Origin of the sequence: Hymenobacter lutimineralis (assembly GCF_008271285.1) — a bacterium.
Classification (GTDB): domain Bacteria; phylum Bacteroidota; class Bacteroidia; order Cytophagales; family Hymenobacteraceae; genus Hymenobacter; species Hymenobacter lutimineralis.
In genome coordinates this window covers 1-16,801 of sequence record NZ_VTHL01000026.1, presented here as the reverse complement: position 1 = coordinate 16,801, position 16,801 = coordinate 1, and the positions used below count along the sequence as shown (strand labels likewise).

Below are 16,801 nucleotides of genomic sequence, written 5' to 3'. Positions count from 1 at the left end.
CCGGCGAAGCCGCCGCCGCCGGGCCAGCAGGCCGGTTTTCGTTGTAGGCACACGTGTGTTGCAAGCGTATAAAACGGACGTCCTAACGCAATTTTTCCTGGAGTCATACCTGGTAAAATGGGCAGCGGCGGCCATAAAACCTATTTATCCAGCGCCCTGCTGTCTCGTTTCCCTGTTTGGCGCGCACACAAAAAAGCCCCGCCCAGCAACAACAAAGCGGCTGGGCGGGGCCCCGGATGATCAGGTGGCAGTTCTTACGCCAACTGGCGCAGGCAGGCTTTCAGGCTTTCCCGCCAGTGCGGAATGGCCAGCCCCAGAGCCGCTTTCACGTTGGTTTTGTCGAGCACTGAAAACGTAGGCCGCGTAGCGCTGGTAGGATACTCGGCCGTGCGAATAGGCACCACCCGGGTGGGCAGACCGCTCAGCTCGAAAACGGCCACCGCCAAATCGTACCAGGAAGCCACGCCCTCGTTGCTATAGTGATAAAGTCCATAGGCCGTGCTTCCGCTGTCGATGATATGCAGCAGGCAGTCTGCCAGGTCGAGGGCGTAGGTAGGAGTACCCAGCTGGTCCCAGATGACGCGTACTTCGCTTCGCTCCTGCCCCAGGCGCAGCATGGTTTTCACGAAGTTGCCGGCGTACCGGGAATACAGCCAGCTGGTGCGCAGGATGAAGTACTGGCCAGTGTGGGCCGGAATCACCTGCTCGCCTTCCAGCTTGGTGCGGCCGTACACGCTGATGGGCGCAGCTTCGTCGGTTTCAATGAGGGGTTGGTTGCCCGTGCCGGCAAACACGAAATCGGTGGAAACGTGCAGCAGCGTGGTGCCAAACTCCCCGCACAGGCGGGCCAGATTTTCCACGCCGTCCCGGTTCACGCGCCGGGCCGTGTCGGCTTCTTCCTCGGCTTTATCTACGGCCGTGTACGCGGCGCAGTTGATGAGGTACGTGGGCCGATACTGCGTAAAGACGCTTTGCAGCGCGGCCTCATCCAGGATGTTGGCCTGGGTCCTGGGCAGAAAGATCAGGTTCGTCAGCTGCCGCTCCCGACCCAGCTGCTGCAGGCATTGTCCCAACTGGCCCGCGGCTCCAAAAACAAGCGTTACGCCCATAAAAACTTCGATAAGTAGCTAGGGTAGAAAGATACCGCAAGCTAGTCCTTTTCGTTTCCGTCGGGCGTAGTTGATGGCAAAGACGCGGTGGTCGGTGACTGCACCGGGCGCTTGTTGCGGATAGCCGCAAAGCGCTGCTCCCGGGGTTGCTTTTCGCTGAGGTAGCGCCAGTAGCGCAAGGGCATGTGCCGCCGGTGCAGCTTCAGGTTTTTGCGCTCGGGTATGTTTACGTGGTCGAAGTAGGCCTGCCACAGCACCTGGAAAAGGGGTTCCCGCTCGTCCAGTACCGTGGCCGACACGGCGCTGCTGTGCCGGGGCGTGGCCGAGTCGAACTCCACTACATCGGTCTGGTGCAGGTCATAGTACAGGCCGTAGCGGCGGCGCCGGTCGTAGATCAGCCAGCGCTGGTCGGCGTAGCGCTTGGTAAAGTGCGCGGCAATCAGCGGCAGCACGTCAAAATCGGGCTCGATGGTGGCGTGGAACAGGCCGTCCTGGGTTTTCTCGAACCGCACGAAGGCTTCCATGCGGTGCTTTTCGCGGTACATCTGCTGGGCCAGGCGCTGCACGCGGCGCACGTTGTCGTCGGCGTAGTTTTCGGAGATGTCGCGCCCGGTGCGCATGGCCAGGTCGGCGTAGCGAAAGATGAGCAGCTCCCGGTCGGGGGCCTCGCTCAGGAACACGTGAAACAGCCGCGTACGGGCATCTTTATCCAGGTAGCGCAGCAGGTTCTTCCACACCCGCGCCGACAGGGTCTCATCGGTAGCTACGGCCACGGGCTGGGCAAACAAACCGCCCTGCATGGCACCGTGGGCCTGAATGCTGTTGGGGGCAGCTTTGCGCTCATAAATGGTGAAGAGCACCGTCAGCAGCCCTTCAAACGACCCGTCGTAGGTGTAATCAAGCGGGGCCTGCCGTAGCTCCGGCACCCCGGGGCGGCGGGTAGCGGCAGGGCCCACGCTGGCGGCTGGGCGGCGCAAAGGCAAAGACTGAGACACGCAGCGAAGTTTATATGGGAAAGGAAACAGGCAAGCCAAGGCGCAGAAAATCCAGCAGGTGGCGGTTTACGGCGGCTGGCTCTTCCTGGTGCAGCCAGTGCGTAGCCTGCTCAAAATACACGAGCTGGCCCTGGGCGCACTGCTGCAGACTGAATGCCGCCAGCCTCGGCTCCAGGAAGGCATCCTGCTTGCCCCAGAGCAAGAGTAGCGGAATGCTTACCCGGCCCGTGCGGCTTGGCTGGCACAGCCCCGCCCGGTACCAGTTAATCATGCTAGTAAGGGCCCCGGGCTGATTCCAGGCAGCTACGTAGCGTACCAGATCTTCGCTAGAAAAAGTACCCGCGCGGCTGGTGCCCCGCAGGACGCCTCGCCCGAAGCGGAACTGCCGGCGCCGGAAAAGCCACTCGGGCAGCCAGGGCAATTGAAAGAAGAACACATACCAGCTTTTTAGCAGCTGCCGCGGCACCTTCCGCGCAGCCTGCCCCAGCACGGCCGGGTGCGGAACATTGAGAATAGCGGCCCGGGAAATACGCTCGGGGTGCCAGACGGCCAGCCACCACGCTACAATACCGCCCCAGTCGTGGCCCACCACGGCGGCCTGCGCAACGCCGGCCGCATCCAGCAGCCCCAGGACATCAGCACCCAACTGCTTCAACTGGTAGGCACTGATGCCCGCCGGCTTCTCACTGCGGTTGTAGCCGCGCTGATCGGGCACCCACACGCGGTAGCCCGCGGCGGCCAGCTCCATAATCTGGTGGCGCCAACTGTACCAGAACTCCGGAAACCCGTGCAGCAGCACCACCAGTGGCCCGTTTGCAGGGCCACACTGCGCTACGTGCAGGGTGACGCCATTGGTACGGATGTCGTGGTGCTCCAGGGGAAAGGCCATAGTCAGCCTACCAAGGCGGGGACGCAAAGGTTACGCCCCGCCCTCAGCAAACCTAGGCTGCCTGCTGCTCCTGCCGGGCCGCGTTGGCGCGGGCGGCCTGCTGGTGCATTTGCCGTACCAGCGGGAGCAGGTCGGAGAGCTTGCAGCAGCAGGCCAGACGAGCAACTTTTTCTGATTTGGGAGCGGCCGACGCGTCGGCGGCGCGGTGGGTAATGGTCATGGGAAGCGGGCGTTGTAAGTGGCTGTTTCTGGTTGAATGGCTGTTGGTAGGATGCAATAGCCTTAAGAAGCCTGCGCGAACAAGTCGAGTTGCTGGGTGACCAGGGCCGAGCGGACGGAGCCGGCCCCAAACAGTATCTGCCGCCGGATGGCCTGCTCGTCCAGCTCCCGCCGCTCCAGGGCCTGGCCCCGGCACGTGAGAAAGAACTTGGCCCGCTTCAGCACCACCCCAAACTTGTGCAGGTGGTCCAGGGTGAGGGGCGCAAAGCGGCGCGCGGCCACAATGCGCTTGGCCGAGCGCGCCCCGACGCCAGGAATGCGCAGAATCATTTCGTAGTCGGCCGTATTCACATCCACCGGAAACACGTGGCGGTTGCGCAGGGCCCAGGCCAGCTTGGGGTCTACCTCCAGATCCAGGTAGGGATGCGCAGGGTCCAGGATTTCGTCGGCCTGGAAGCCGTAGAAGCGCATCAGCCAATCGGTTTGGTACAGGCGGTGCTCCCGAATAAGCGGAGGCTGCGTGACCTGGGGCAGGCGGGCATCATCCGTCACGGGAATGTAGCCGGAGTAGTACACGCGCTTAAGACCGTAACCCTTGTAGAGCGAGTCCGAGAGGTTGATGATTTGCAGGTCGTTTTCGGCCGATGCGCCCACGATAAGCTGGGTGCTTTGGCCAGCCGTGGCAAACTGGGGTACTTTCTTGAACAGAGACTTTTCTTCCTTATTCTGAATGATGCCGTCCCGGATCTGGGCCATCGGCGTCAGAATTTCCTGGTAGTTCTTCTCGGGCGCCAGCGTCGTCAACGCCATTTCCGAAGGCAGCTCAATGTTCACGCTCAGCCGGTCGGCGTACAGGCCGGCTTCCTGAATCAGCTCCTCCGAAGCGCCGGGAATGGCTTTCACGTGGATGTAGCCGTTGAACTTGTGCTCCGTGCGCAGCTTTTTGATGATGCGCACCAGCCGCTCCATGGTATAGTCGGGCGAGGAGAAGATGCCGCTGCTCAAAAACAGGCCTTCGATGTAGTTGCGGCGGTAGAAGTTCATGGTCAGATCCACCACTTCCTCCACCGTGAAGGCGGCGCGCTTCTGGTCGTTGGAGCGGCGCGACACGCAATAGGCGCAGTCGAAAATGCAGTGGTTGGTGAGCAGGATCTTGAGCAGGGACACGCAGCGCCCGTCTTCGGTGTAGCTGTGGCAGATGCCCATGCCTTCGGCGTTGCCTAAGCCCTTGTCCACGTTTTTACGCTTGCCGCCGCTGCTGGAGCACGAAACATCGTACTTCGCGGCATCTGCCAAAATACTTAGCTTTTCCTGAATTCGCTCGTTCATTCGGACTGGTTTCTGGGCTTAAAAATAGCAGCTTGCGCTTCACCACACAATAGTTTATAAGACTAATTTCATTAGAATCGTTCCGCAACAGACCGCAACTTTACCGGATACTTTGCCCGCCAAACTGCCGGTGGCTGCCAATCAGGCTAGTTGCCGACCCGACTTGTCCCGGGCAGTGGTCCGCCAGGAACTATGCATCAAAGCGCCACAGGCTGTATCTTGCCCGGAAGGCTGCGGAATGACTATGAGCTACGGGACGTTGATTGGGGTATTCTTGCTGGTGCTGGGCCTGGCGCTGCCGGCCGCCGCCCAGCAGCCCGTACCCAGCGCCGCCCCCGACACCATCGGCGAAACCAAGGCCGACTCCCTGCGCCGCCGCTTCGACCAGGAGCAGTTCTTAACCCAGCTGAAGGCCTATACCAAGCGCAAGACCATTGCCGGCAAAGCGGCGGCGGCCATCTTCAACTTCACGGAGCGCCGGGAAGAAAAGGCCGGGCTCGACGCCGAGCTGCTGAACCGGCAGTACGACCGGCACAACTACAAAATCGTGCGGCGCATCAACATCCGCACCCTCGATGCCTTTGGCTACCGCATCAACGACCCGGGCCGGATGCCGCGCAACATCCTAGAAAAAGGCGGCAATGCCCTGCACATGAAAACTTCCCGGGCCCGGGTGCGCCAGGTGCTGCTGTTCCGGCGCGGCGACGAGCTGGAGCCCCAGGCCCTGTCCGAGTCGGAGCGTTTGCTGCGCCAGACGGCGGAGCTGCTGGATGCCCGCGTGTTCGTGAACGAGCAAACCAGCTCCCGCGACAGTGTCGATATTGAAGTCGTGACCAAGGACGTGTTCAGCCTCAGCGGCTCGGTGCAGCTGCGCGACGTGAAGGCCGGCGTCATTGGCCTGCGCGACGTGAACTTCCTGGGGCAGGGCCACCAGTTTCGCAACCGCTACGAGTACGGGCGCAGCGTGGATGAAAACCCCGGGGCCCAGTCCTGGCGCTACGAGGGTAGCTACCTGGTGCCGTTTCGGCACTTCGTGAACGGGCAGGCGCGCTACCTCAACGAAACCCGCAACCGCCAGGGCAGCATCCGGTTTTCCCGCGACTTTTACTCCATCACCACCAAGTACGCCGGGGCCCTGGGCTACGACTTCTTCGACCGGCTGGAGGCCGTGAGCGGGGTGGGCAGCCCGGAAGACCCTTACGTGTTTAAGCCGGTGCAGTACAATGTGCAGGATGCCTGGCTGGGCCGCTCCCTGCCCCTAAAAAGCTACGACCTGGGCTACGAAAACCCCGGTCGCCTGATTGTTTCGGGCCGCTACCTGCGCACTACCTACGCTAAGTCGTACTTACCAACTCAGGTGAACAACCAGCTGGTGCTGGGCACCGTGGGCTACAGCGTACGCCGGTATTATAAGGATACCTACTTATTCGGCTTTGGCCGCACCGAGGACATTCCCACGGGTTCCCAGGCCAGCCTGACCACGGGCTACGAATTCAACGGCACCGGCAACCGCCGCTACGTGGGCGTGCACCTGGCGGGGGCCGGCTACCACCCGCGCCGGGGCTATCTGTACGTGGGTGGGGAGTTCAGCTCCTTCGTGCAGGGCCGCCGCAACGACTGGCAGCAGGGCCTGGCCAGCAGCGAAATCCTGTATTTCACCCGCCTCTACCACACCGGCAACTTTCAGTGGCGGCACTTTTTCTGGAACCGCGCCCTCATCGGCCTCAACCGCCGCCCCGACGAGCGGCCCCTGTCCATTGAAGGGGACCGGGGCCTGCGCGGCTTCACCTCCGACGGCCTGCTGCGCGGCACCAGCCGCTTCGTCATCAACTACGAAACCACGGTGTACACGCCTTTCTCTTTTCTGGGTTTTCGGGTGGCGGCGGTGGGCTTTCTGGATGCGGCCTGGCTTAACACCAAAGCAGGCCGCGACCTGCCTTTCTACGACAAGCCGTACACGGGCATCGGCGTGGGCCTGCGCTTCCGCAACGAGTACACCGTGCTGCGCACCTTCCAGCTGCTGCTGGGCTTCTACCCGCGCGGGCAATACACGCGCAACGGCCTGCGCATCTTCGAGAATGCCCGGCCCTACTACGATTTCAGCGACTTCACCTTCGGGCAGCCCGGCATTACGCAGTACCAGTAGGGCTATGAAAAGCGGCGCCCACCCCACGCCGAGGGCGGCCGCTTAACCCCTACCCCACCAATTCCCTTACCTTTGGGCCATGGCCGCAGCAAACCAGCCGGCCGGTACCCAGCCCCACTCAGCCCCATGCAACTCGGTGATTTCAACGACCTGGAAGTAGCCCGCGAAGTAGACTTCGGAATGTACCTGACGTCCGACGACGGTGACCTGCTCCTGCCCCGCAAATACATTCCGGCTGGCACGCGCGTGGGCGACGTGGTGCGCGTGTTCGTATACCGCGACTCCGAGGACCGCCTGATTGCCACTAACCTGGAGCCTTACGCCCGCGTGGGCCAGTTTGCGGCCCTGAGCGTGCGCGACGTGACCCCCACCGGGGCTTACCTCGACTGGGGCCTGGAGAAAGATCTGCTGCTGCCCTACCGCAACCAGCGGCGCAACCTGCGCCCGGGGGAGCGGGCCACCGTGTTCGTGTACCTCGACGAAACCACCGACCGGATTGTGGCCTCGGCCAAGTGGGAGTGGTTTCTGAGCGACCAGCCCTACCCCGGCAAGGAAGGCGACGCGGCCGATTTGTTTGTGGCCGAAGAAACCGACCTGGGCTACAAAGTCATTGTGGATGGCACGCACCAAGGCCTGCTCTACCACAACGAAGTGTTTAAGCCCCTGCGTCTGGGCGACGTGCACACTGGCTACGTGCGCCGCGTGCGTCCCGATGGCAAGCTGGACCTGAGCCTGCAGAAAGTGGGGTTCGACGAAGCTCTGGACGTGGCGGAGCAGCTGCTGGCGGCCATCCAGAAAGCCGGCGGCACCCTGCCGCTTTCCGATAAAAGTGAGCCCGATGACATCTACCGCCGCCTGGGCATCAGCAAAAAGCTCTTCAAGAAGGCCCTGGGCACGCTCTATAAGCGTGGCTTGGTGCAGCTCGCCGACGACCACACGCGGCTAGTAGATAAATAATGGATGGTACCTGGGAATTGCCGCAGCTGCTGGGCTCCTGCGACACCATGGCCCAGCAGCTGTACACAGAAGCCGAATGGGCTTTTGCCGTAATTGGGGAGGGCTTGCTACTATTGGTTATAGCCTGGCTGAGCTGGCGTCATTATTCACGCCTCTCTTCTTCCGCCAACGGCTCTATTACCGGCATAATACTGCTGGTGAGCGTATGGCTGTATATAGGTTACCACGCGCTGAAAAAACACGCTGCCACCCAGGACGTTTTGCGCAATGGGGCCGTAGCCACGGGCCGTATTCTTAGCGTGTACCGTTTTCGCTCGATGACAACTTACGGCGCGCGGTACTATTTTACGTTTCAGGGGCACTTATACTACGGCTATATGCAGCTTCCGGCACTTGCGGCGTTTGCCAACCAAAGTCGCCAGGAGTCATACGAGACGGCCTATCTGAACCACACCTATGTGGTGCTGTTTTCGAAAGCTGACCCAGCTAACTCCTATCTGAGTACAGACTGCCCGGTCTATCCACTGCCAGACAACCCATAGCCGACTGTTGCCGTCTAAAGTCGGAACCGGTTCGCCCCGTGAACATGCCAGTGAATATCCCAGCTTCCATGAACAAAACTGCCCTTATTGCCGGCGCCAGCGGCCTGGTAGGCCAGCACCTGCTGCCGCTGCTGCTGGCCAGCGACCGGTATTCCAAAGTAATTGCGGTGGGACGCCGGGCCCTGCCGCAGGTGCATCCCAAGCTGGAGCAGCGCGTGGTAGACTTCGACCACCTGGAAGAGCAGCGCCTCAAGCTCATTGCCGACGACGTGTACTGCTGCCTGGGCACGACTATCCGGCAGGCGGGCTCCAAAGAAGCCTTTTACGCCGTCGACTACCTCTACGTGGTGAAGCTGGCGGCTCTCACGGCGGGCAACTTCGCGGCCCAGCTGATGGTCGTTTCGGCCATGGGGGCCGACGCGGATTCGCGCTTCTACTACAACCGGGTGAAGGGCGAAATGGAAGACGCCGTGCGACAGACCCCGTTCCGGGCCATCCACATCTTCCGGCCTTCTCTGCTGTTGGGTAACCGGGCGGAAAAACGACTGGGCGAGCAAGTGGGCGCGGTGATGTTGCAGTTGGTAAAACCCCTGCTGCTGGGGCCCCTACGCAAGTACCGGGCAGTATCGGCGGAGGCCGTGGCCCGGGCTATGCTGGGGGCGGCCGGCCAGGATGGGGGCGGTACCCGCGTGTACTTATCCGATGAAATTGCGGCCGGCATCCGCTCCGACGGGTAGGCCGCTGCTCCGGGGTTGAAGCTTCTGGTGCTACCTTTACGGTTCACTTGTTTGTTTCCTTTTCGCAGTACGCATGAAAAAGAGTTGGTTGGTTACCTTGTTGGTGGTGCTGATGGCCGGCACCAGCGCCTGGGCCCAGAAAAAAAGTACGAGCAGTGCCAGCACCAGTTACGGTACCGGCATCGGGCTGCGCGCCGGCGGCTACTCCTCCGGGCTCACCGTCAAGCATTTCCTCAGCGGCAAAAACGGCGTGGCCGTGGAGGGCCTGCTAACAACCGAGTACAAGGCCCGGGGCGCCCGGCTCACGGTCTTGCTGGAAAAGCAAAATTCCATCAAGGACATCAAAGGCCTGGCCTACTACTATGGGGCCGGGGCCCACGCAGGCGCCTACCGGGGCAGCTACTACTACCGCGAAGTGCGGTACTATCAGAAAAAGGGGCGCACCTACTACTACACGCAGTACTACGAAGATGATACCCGCTACGTGGCACTGGGCGCCGATCTGATCTTGGGCCTGGAGTATAAAGATGCCCGATCTGCCCTTCGTGCTGGGCGTCGACTACAAGCCGTTCTTCGAAGTATTTGATGGTAACGTGGGCGTGTATAATGACGCGGCCCTCAGCCTGCGCGTGATTTTCTAGCGGGGAGCCTACCTCGCCGCCAGGGCCGGCTACCAACGCACAGTTGGTAGCCGGCTTTTTATTTGCCGGCCTCCGTACCCCACGTAAAGCCATAATATGTGATAAAGCCCCTATGCAGCCGCAGGCTGCAAGCACCTTTTTGGCGGGCTCACCACATTATTATGCGATTGTGGCCCCTGTGCCCCAGGCAGACCTTTGTGTTGTTCCCGGTGCTCCTCAAAAGCCAAGCTTGCGACGGCACCTTTGTCCAGCCATTCTATCTGCCCAGTTCACGCTATGAAACACATTCGACTCCTTTTACTGGTAGCTGTCAGCATGCTCAGCTCCAGCCTAGCTTTTGCCCAGCAGGTGGCCCAGGCCTACCTGCTGCGCGCCCTGCCTGCCTCCTTGCACAGCACCGTGCAGCTGCCCAGCCGCACCCCCTGGCACACCCGACAGGCAGTTCAGGCGCAAACCACCGTATATCGCCCCGGCCAATCGGTGATGTACCAGTGGGATGAAGAAACCAAGAAATGGTCGGACGCCAAGAAAACGACCTTCACCTACGATGCCAAGGCCCGCCCCGAGCAGATAGTGTACGCCGACTCGGTTACCAAGGAGCTGGATATGCGTCAAACCTACACCTATGACAACCTGGGGCGCCCGGCTACCCTGAAAGCGGAAACCTGGACGGGTACCGCCTGGAGCAATGCCTCCCAGCTGCGCTACGAGTTTGACGCGCACGGGGACCTGAAGACTTTCTTCCTGGAAACCTGGGTAGAAAATGCCTGGAAACCCCTCATTGGCATCCGGAACACCATTACCCGCAACGCCGCCGGCCTCCCGCAGGAAGTAGTGGAGGAAGACCTGCAGCCCGACGGCACCTATGCCAAAGCCAGCCGGGAAGTGTATACCATCAGTAACAACCGCTATACGGAGGCGCTGTACCAGGACTGGGACGGCAGCAAGTGGGTCAACACCACCCGGGAAAGAAACTTTGTCTGGGCCGATTGGGCAAAGCAACTGCCGACTTCCTACGAGGAGCAGGAGTGGAAAAACAACGCCTGGCAGGACCTGGCCCGCTACACCTATACCTACGCCGCCAACGGCTCGATGACCGAAACCCTGCAGGTGCGGGAAAACAACGCCTGGGTAAACGACACCCGCGAATCCTTTCTGTACGATGACCTGGGCAACGACGTAGGGCACCGCATGGAAATTTGGCAGGATGCAGCCTGGGAAAAGGACACTGAAACCCGCACGGTGCACTACTTCGGAGCCAATAATCGGATTCTGCGCTCGGTAGAGCAAGACCTGGACCTGACGACCAATACCTTCCTCAACAGCTCCCGCACCAACCACAGCAGCTTCCAGGCATTTGTGATAACGGCCAGCCGTCCCTCGATTCGCGAAAACCAGGGCACCCTGTACCCCAACCCGGCGGCCGAGGCTACCACCCTGGTAGTAAGCGGGCTGCGGGAAACCACGCCCCTGCGCGCCGAGCTGCTGAACAACATAGGCCAGGTGGTTCGCACCCTGGCGCTGCGCCCTTCCCAGGGCACCATTCGCGAAACAGTGGATTTGCGCGGCCTGCCCGCTGGCCTCTACTCGGTGCGGCTGCACACCAGCGAAGGCGCCGTGGTGCACAAGCTGGCCAAGCGCTAACCTAGCTTTCCAGTAAAACAACAGCGGCCCCGGTAACCTGTTACCGGGGCCGCTGTTGTTTTACCGGCCGCCGGTAACAGGTTACCGGGGTCAACAAGGCTACTCTATCGGTATCCGATACGTCACGTCGGTAGCGCCGCCGAAGAAACCTACCCGTTTTGCACGTGCGAGGCCAACGGGGCCGGTTCGCCGTGTACATTGTTAATGTGAAGGTGTATTTAACCCGGTCGACCCCGGGGTAACCGCTCATTTTTGGCCGAAAACGTAGCCCAAGTACGCCTGAAATCCATTGTTGTGGGGATTCACAGTACCACCGGCTAGCATGTCAAAGATATCGGCGAGTCCCCCGTTGTAGCGCACCCCCGCCACATACCCTTGTTGCGCCTGGTAACCCAAGCCAGCAACGTAGCCCAGGTCCAACTTCCGATAAGCGTAGGTAGGGGCCTGACCGCTGTAGTTACCCGTTTGCTTTAAGAGAAACCCAATCTGTGGGCCCGCCTCCACTACAAAGCCAGCGGTGTTGATACGGGCCAGGATAGGCACATCCAGGTAGTGCAGGCGTGAGCTGTAGCGGCGGCCGTCCTCCGTTACCCGGGCCCCCTTCTGGGTGTAAAGCAGTTCTGGCTGCAAAGAGAAGAATCCCTCCTGACTCAGGCGCAGGTTGTAGGTGAGGCCGCCCTGCACGCCCACCTGATAATCCAGGTTGTTGGTGTTGGGACCGGCGTAGCGGGTGTAGGTAGCGCCCACCTTCAGACCGGGTCCCGATTGAGCAAAGACAGGGTTCAGCAGCCCGCAAAACAGATTTAGCAGCAGCAGTCGTTTCATAGTGTAGAATCGAAAAAAAGGGGAAATAAAGATGACCGCGCTCAGCGTACCTGCAAGGTAGTAGTAGCGGCCCCACCCAGAATGCCCAGTCCGCCCGCCACGTTGCCGGGCACGCTAACGGGCGCAGCGAAAAGATTATCGTTGCGCTGCTGACGCTCCAGTTGGCGGCAGTACTCGAAATACTCTTGGCTCACGCGCACCACGTCGAAGCGAGCCAACTGGCCGGGTGCTATTTCGAGGCTAAACTCCAGGGGCACGGCCTGATCCGAGAACAGCTGGTCGGAGAAAAAGTACCGGATGCCCAACGAAAACTCGGGGATCAGACCATGCTGAAAGGAAAAAGCCACGGGCGTACGGTAGCGCCGGCCGGCCACATATTCCAAGGCGTAGGCCTGCACATAGTAGAAATCGGGGGAACCGACGGAATCGGCTAAGCTAAAGAATAGGCTGGTCGTGGGCAACGTGCCCCCGGGAGCCGGGGCACCGGGCTGGGTGCGCACCTGCAGCAGATGCGGGGCCCCGGGCACGACCGTAGTGGCCGTTACGGAGGGCAGGCCCGGGGCGCTTGCTTCCAGCTGATAAGTGGCGCCGGCCTGGGGCGCCTCGGGGGCGCGATAGAGACCAGCGCCGACAGGCTGCAGGTTGCAACAGTAGCGCCCATTCTCATAGAGGCGCACTACGGCGTTGTTTATCCGCGGAAATGTATCATTGCTCAGGGCGCTCTGGCTGCGCCCCAGGGCTACTTTAATGGTGCTGTCGGGGTTAAGCACACTGTTGAGTACCACCACGGGCGCCTGCGCGGGCATATCCAGCTCTACTACCGACTCGCAGCCCAGTAGGCCCAACAGCAGCGCCGACAGCCCCAGCCACTTAAAATTTGAAGCCATAGCTGAGAGAAGGAAGTATGGGAAACAACGAAATCTGGTACAGGCGGCGGTTTAGGCGGGTGCCGGAGCTGGTAAACGGCTGGCTCAGGTATAGAAAGTAGGGGTTGCGGTGGCTGTAGGCATTATACACCGAGATGTTCCAGCTCCGCTCCCCCCAGGCTTTCTTTTTGGTGTGCGTCAGGCTTACGTCGAGCCGGTGATAGGCCGGCAGCCGATAGTTGTTTCGCTCGCCCAGGTGGTCCACATTATCGGCCACTGGCGTTTCGCTGTACGGCCGCTCCCCGGGCTCCACGTACGCTTGGTAGCGCGTGAGGGGCAGCGTGGTTACATAGCCCGTGCGAAACTGAAAGCTGCCGCCCAGGCTGAGCTGGGGCGTGAGCTGATGATTGGCCACCAGCACCACGCTGTGCCGGCTGTCATACGTGTAGGGATACTCCCGGCCAAAGTTAATGCCCGGCAGCTGACGCCAAGCCCAGGCCAGGGTGTAGCCTGCCCAGCCGGTAGTACGGCCCTGCCGCTTGCGCAGCAGCCACTCCGTACCGTAGGCCCGGCCCCGCCCCCGCGCCACGCGCTGCTCGTAGGGCGGAGACACGAAGCCCCCAAAATCCGTTTGTGGCCCCGAGCGCAGGAAATCCGAGATAAAGTCGGCTCCATCCCGAAACTCCACCACGTCCCGCAACTCCTTGTAGTACACATCGGCGGTGGCTTCCCAGTGCGGCCCCATGGTTTTGGCCACGCCCAGCGTAGCCTGCCAGGAGCGCTGGGGCCGCAGCTTATCGGTGGCGGGCACCCAGATGTCGGTGGGCGTACCAGTGGTGGTGTTGCTGAGCAGATGCAGGTACTGGGCCATAGTAGCAAACGAGGCGCGCAGGCTTATCGTGGACGCGGGCAGGTAGTTGACTGCCAGGCGTGGCTGCAGAGAAGAGTAGAAAGTGTCGTTCACCAGAAAGCCGGAAATATGCACGCCCACGCTGGCCTGCCACCGGGCCGAGAAGCGGATCCGGTCGTCGGCGTACCCGTAGAATTCCCGGGCCGTGGTTGTAGGAAAGGCGTTGTACGCCAGCTGCACGGTATCAGCCTGCAGCCGCACCGACTCGGGTCGAAAGTGGTGTTGATAGGCGGCAGCCCCAAAGCGCACCGCTTGCCGCTCGCTGAGCAGATAATCAAACTCCAGCTTGGCGCCCCAGTCTCGAATACGGGACTGATAATCCGTCTGGCGCTGGGAAGGAAGGCCCCCTGCCACCGTGCGACTGGTGGTGCTCTGCCCAAAGCGGTAGCCGCTGTGCAGCAGGGTAAGGTTGCTGAACAGGCGCCGACTAAACAGGTGATTCCAGCGCACAGCGCCCGTGAAGTTGCCCCACTGGAGACGAAAGCGCTGCTCGTCCTCGTACTGGCCATTGGAGTACCGCTGGCGGTCCGAGAATTTGTCGCGTCCCCCGTACAGACTCACGTACACCCGGTCCCGCTCGGAGAAGGTGTGGTTGAGCTTCAGGTTCACGTCGTGGAAGCTGTAGCGGCTCACGTCCTGGCCCGAGAGCAGACCCGCCAGGCCCGTAAACACATCGAGGTAGGTGCGGCGGGCAGCCACCAGGAAAGCCGTTTTCTCACTGCGCACCGGCCCTTCCAGCAGCAGCTTGGACGAAATCAGCCCCACGGCCCCTTCCCCCCCGAAGCGCTGGTTGTTGCCTTCTTTGAGCTGCACATCCACCACCGACGACAGCCGCCCCCCGTACGGGGCCGGGAAGCCGCCCTTTACCAGATCTACCGTGCGCACCGCATCGGGGTTGAACACGGAAAATAACCCCAGCAGGTGCGCCACATTGTAGACCGGCACCCCATCCAGCAGAATCAGGTTCTGGTCGGGAGAGCCGCCCCGCACCTGCAAGTCGGAGGAGCCTTCGCGCCCGGTCTGCACGCCCGGCAGCAGCTGCACAGCCTTCACCGCGTCGGCCTCCCCCATCAGCCGGGGCAGCTGCTTGAGCTCGGCCCCGCGCAGCGTCAGCCGGTTTACCTGGTCCAGTTCGGTGGCCCTGCCCGCTACTACCTGCACCTCGCCCAGCTCCTGCGCCTGGGGCTGTAGCTGCAGGCGCACCGCCCCCCTAAGGGTGCTGGCTTCCACTTCCTGCATGAGCGGCTGGTAACCCAGGTAATACACCTGCAGCGTGATGCGCCCCTCGGGCACGCGCAGAGAATAAAAGCCGTAGCTGTTGGTGCCCGCACTGAGCGTAGGTTGGCCGGCCACCGCTACTACGGCCCCAATCAGGGCCTCGCCGGTAGTGGCATCCGTCACGTACCCGCTCAGGACTACCGTGGCTGGGGCCAGCGCACCGGCCAGCTGGGTTGGCAAACAGCGGGCTGTGGGTATGGCACGGACTGCTGCCAACGGTGGCTTACCACTGCAAACTACCGCAAGTAAGAAAATGATTTTTCGTTTCATGATAAAAACAGGCAGCCGAAAGCAAAGAACTTCCGGCTGCCTCCATGTTCTTTATCTAACGACCGCGCGCTTTAAACCTGAACTCTGCGTCGCCAGATCCTAAGGAATAATACCCAGTTGATGGGCAATACTCCTGCTGAATAATCCCTGCCCCTATTTTGTCATCATCATTCTTAATGGTATAAGAGACTTTCCCACCTACTGTAGTTTTTGTATTAGGGTCTGTATAACCTACATTAAATTCTACGGGCATCTGAAAACCACCATCCTCTTCATTCCAGAAGAAAACTACAGTGTTACTTATAACTGCGTTATCCCAGTAAAATAAATCATTATTCAATACCCACCAGGTATTATCCATTTTATCCCGTTGCTCAACATAATTCCCCGAATTAAGGGTAACATCACTTTTGAACGGAGACTTAATAGTGAGTGTAATTTCTGGCTTTCCAAGAGCCCATGCCTCATAGTAACCTAATTTCTTGAACCAAATTCCCCCAAGGTATTCTATCTTTTTATCCACCCGGCACGCAGTGGGCGTAGTAGGCGTAGTAGGCGGTGTGGGCGGTGTGGGGCAGTCGTTAGGATCCTCACAAGCCGGTATCAGATAAGGATGAACCTTCGTTTTCTTCGTAACCCTATCAACCTCAGCTCGTTCGCTAGCATTTACCACAATAACTGGAAAAGCAGGTGCGTTCTGAGCATCTAGCCAATGAATATTTCCCTGACTGTCAAAAGCCTTTAGCTTTTTAGTTGTCCGCTCGTTAAAGCCTGCCGGAATAAAGGTAACTAAGGGATTTTCTTGAGCAGCGTCCCATTTTTGAATATTCACTGGTATGGCAATATTCAGGTTAGGTACGGCCTGCAGAAGATTTTCGACCGATGAAAACTCTATCGTAGGCTTATCCTGTAGCTGCTCGTTAGCTTTTTCTTTTATACCAAAGTTTTTTGCAAGCAGGGTATTGTATAGTACATCGTAATCCCCATCGAACTTTTTGTTAGCTTCCGCTTTTAGAAATACTCTTGCGTTGGCATTATCCCCTAATGTTTTAGCCAGCGCTAAGGCAATCTGCTCGTATGCGACGGCCTGCTCCAGCTCAGCCTGCTCATTGGCTGCTTTGTCTTGAGTTACTTCTTCTTTATCACAGCTGGAAAATATTGTAGCCGCCACAACGGAAAGTACTGCAAGTCTTACGGTATTGTTAAACATGAGACGATTATTTATTTGTGAGATAGCAGGAATATTCTGTCGCGACTAGTGTACCTGATTACACAAAGCTAGCCTTGCAGCTCAGTAAATAAAATATAGTGTAAAATAACTGGCAGTGGTCTAAAGGGTGGTTTTTGCTATGTTGAGGCATGATTCAAACCACCATCTGTTGCGGTAAGTGCGGCAGCACGGCGCTGCGCAAGAACGGGCATAGCAAGGGCAAAGCCAAGTACC

At 60.0% G+C, this 16,801-nt stretch carries 15 protein-coding genes; 6 read left to right on the top strand and 9 right to left on the bottom strand.

Going from position 1 to position 16,801, the window contains the following annotated elements; translation table 11 throughout:
• Window positions 1–254: 254 nt before the first annotated feature.
• The 5 genes from rfbD to FY528_RS18660 form a co-directional block, all read right to left on the bottom strand.
• Complete coding sequence (gene rfbD / locus FY528_RS18675; RefSeq protein ID WP_149072549.1) at window positions 255–1,109, bottom strand: dTDP-4-dehydrorhamnose reductase; 855 nt, start codon at window positions 1,107–1,109, stop codon at window positions 255–257.
• 41 nt (window positions 1,110–1,150) lie between these two features.
• On the bottom strand, window positions 1,151–2,104 hold the full coding sequence (locus FY528_RS18670) for a TIGR03915 family putative DNA repair protein (protein WP_149072548.1): 954 nt from the start codon (window positions 2,102–2,104) through the stop codon (window positions 1,151–1,153).
• 10 nt (window positions 2,105–2,114) lie between these two features.
• Window positions 2,115–2,993, bottom strand: coding sequence for an alpha/beta fold hydrolase (locus tag FY528_RS18665; RefSeq protein WP_149072547.1), 879 nt, complete (start codon window positions 2,991–2,993; stop codon window positions 2,115–2,117).
• A 52-nt stretch (window positions 2,994–3,045) separates the two neighbouring features.
• Entirely contained in the window at window positions 3,046–3,213 is a 168-nt protein-coding gene (locus tag FY528_RS21340) for a hypothetical protein (RefSeq protein WP_168682409.1), read from the bottom strand.
• Between the two features lie 62 nt (window positions 3,214–3,275).
• Window positions 3,276–4,541, bottom strand: a complete 1,266-nt coding sequence (locus FY528_RS18660) for a putative DNA modification/repair radical SAM protein (RefSeq protein ID WP_149072546.1) — start codon at window positions 4,539–4,541, stop codon at window positions 3,276–3,278.
• Between the two features lie 244 nt (window positions 4,542–4,785).
• On the opposite strand from FY528_RS18660, the gene FY528_RS18655 reads away from it, so the two are divergent.
• The 6 genes from FY528_RS18655 to FY528_RS18630 all read left to right on the top strand — a co-directional run bounded on the left by FY528_RS18655 (window position 4,786) and on the right by FY528_RS18630 (window position 11,208).
• Window positions 4,786–6,687: a BamA/TamA family outer membrane protein gene (locus FY528_RS18655; RefSeq protein ID WP_168682407.1), complete on the top strand. Its 1,902-nt coding sequence runs from the start codon at window positions 4,786–4,788 to the stop codon at window positions 6,685–6,687.
• A 126-nt stretch (window positions 6,688–6,813) separates the two neighbouring features.
• Window positions 6,814–7,644, top strand: coding sequence for a CvfB family protein (locus FY528_RS18650; protein ID WP_149072544.1), 831 nt, complete (start codon window positions 6,814–6,816; stop codon window positions 7,642–7,644).
• Window positions 7,644–8,186, top strand: coding sequence for a hypothetical protein (locus FY528_RS18645; protein ID WP_149072543.1), 543 nt, complete (start codon window positions 7,644–7,646; stop codon window positions 8,184–8,186). The genes FY528_RS18650 and FY528_RS18645 overlap by 1 nt, the downstream gene beginning before the upstream one ends.
• Before the next feature lie 68 nt (window positions 8,187–8,254).
• On the top strand, window positions 8,255–8,923 hold the full coding sequence (locus FY528_RS18640) for an NAD-dependent epimerase/dehydratase family protein (RefSeq protein ID WP_149072542.1): 669 nt from the start codon (window positions 8,255–8,257) through the stop codon (window positions 8,921–8,923).
• Between the two features lie 73 nt (window positions 8,924–8,996).
• Window positions 8,997–9,509: a hypothetical protein gene (locus tag FY528_RS18635; protein ID WP_149072541.1), complete on the top strand. Its 513-nt coding sequence runs from the start codon at window positions 8,997–8,999 to the stop codon at window positions 9,507–9,509.
• A gap of 331 nt (window positions 9,510–9,840) precedes the next feature.
• A complete protein-coding gene (locus tag FY528_RS18630) occupies window positions 9,841–11,208 on the top strand; it encodes a T9SS type A sorting domain-containing protein (protein ID WP_149072540.1) in 1,368 nt (455 codons plus the stop codon).
• Window positions 11,209–11,454: 246 nt separating this feature from the next.
• Here the strand turns inward: FY528_RS18630 and FY528_RS18625 are convergent, their stop codons facing one another.
• From FY528_RS18625 to FY528_RS18610, 4 genes are all read right to left on the bottom strand, one after another.
• Window positions 11,455–12,033, bottom strand: coding sequence for a porin family protein (locus tag FY528_RS18625; RefSeq protein ID WP_149072539.1), 579 nt, complete (start codon window positions 12,031–12,033; stop codon window positions 11,455–11,457).
• 41 nt (window positions 12,034–12,074) lie between these two features.
• Window positions 12,075–12,920, bottom strand: coding sequence for a DUF4249 domain-containing protein (locus tag FY528_RS18620; protein ID WP_149072538.1), 846 nt, complete (start codon window positions 12,918–12,920; stop codon window positions 12,075–12,077).
• Window positions 12,904–15,267: a TonB-dependent receptor gene (locus FY528_RS18615; RefSeq protein ID WP_187632193.1), complete on the bottom strand. Its 2,364-nt coding sequence runs from the start codon at window positions 15,265–15,267 to the stop codon at window positions 12,904–12,906. Before FY528_RS18615 ends, FY528_RS18620 begins: the two co-directional genes overlap by 17 nt.
• A 145-nt stretch (window positions 15,268–15,412) precedes the next feature.
• Window positions 15,413–16,567 carry a DUF3103 family protein gene (locus tag FY528_RS18610; protein WP_149072536.1) on the bottom strand — a complete coding sequence of 385 codons (1,155 nt, stop codon included), beginning with the start codon at window positions 16,565–16,567 and terminating at the stop codon, window positions 15,413–15,415.
• Window positions 16,568–16,801 lie beyond the last annotated feature (234 nt).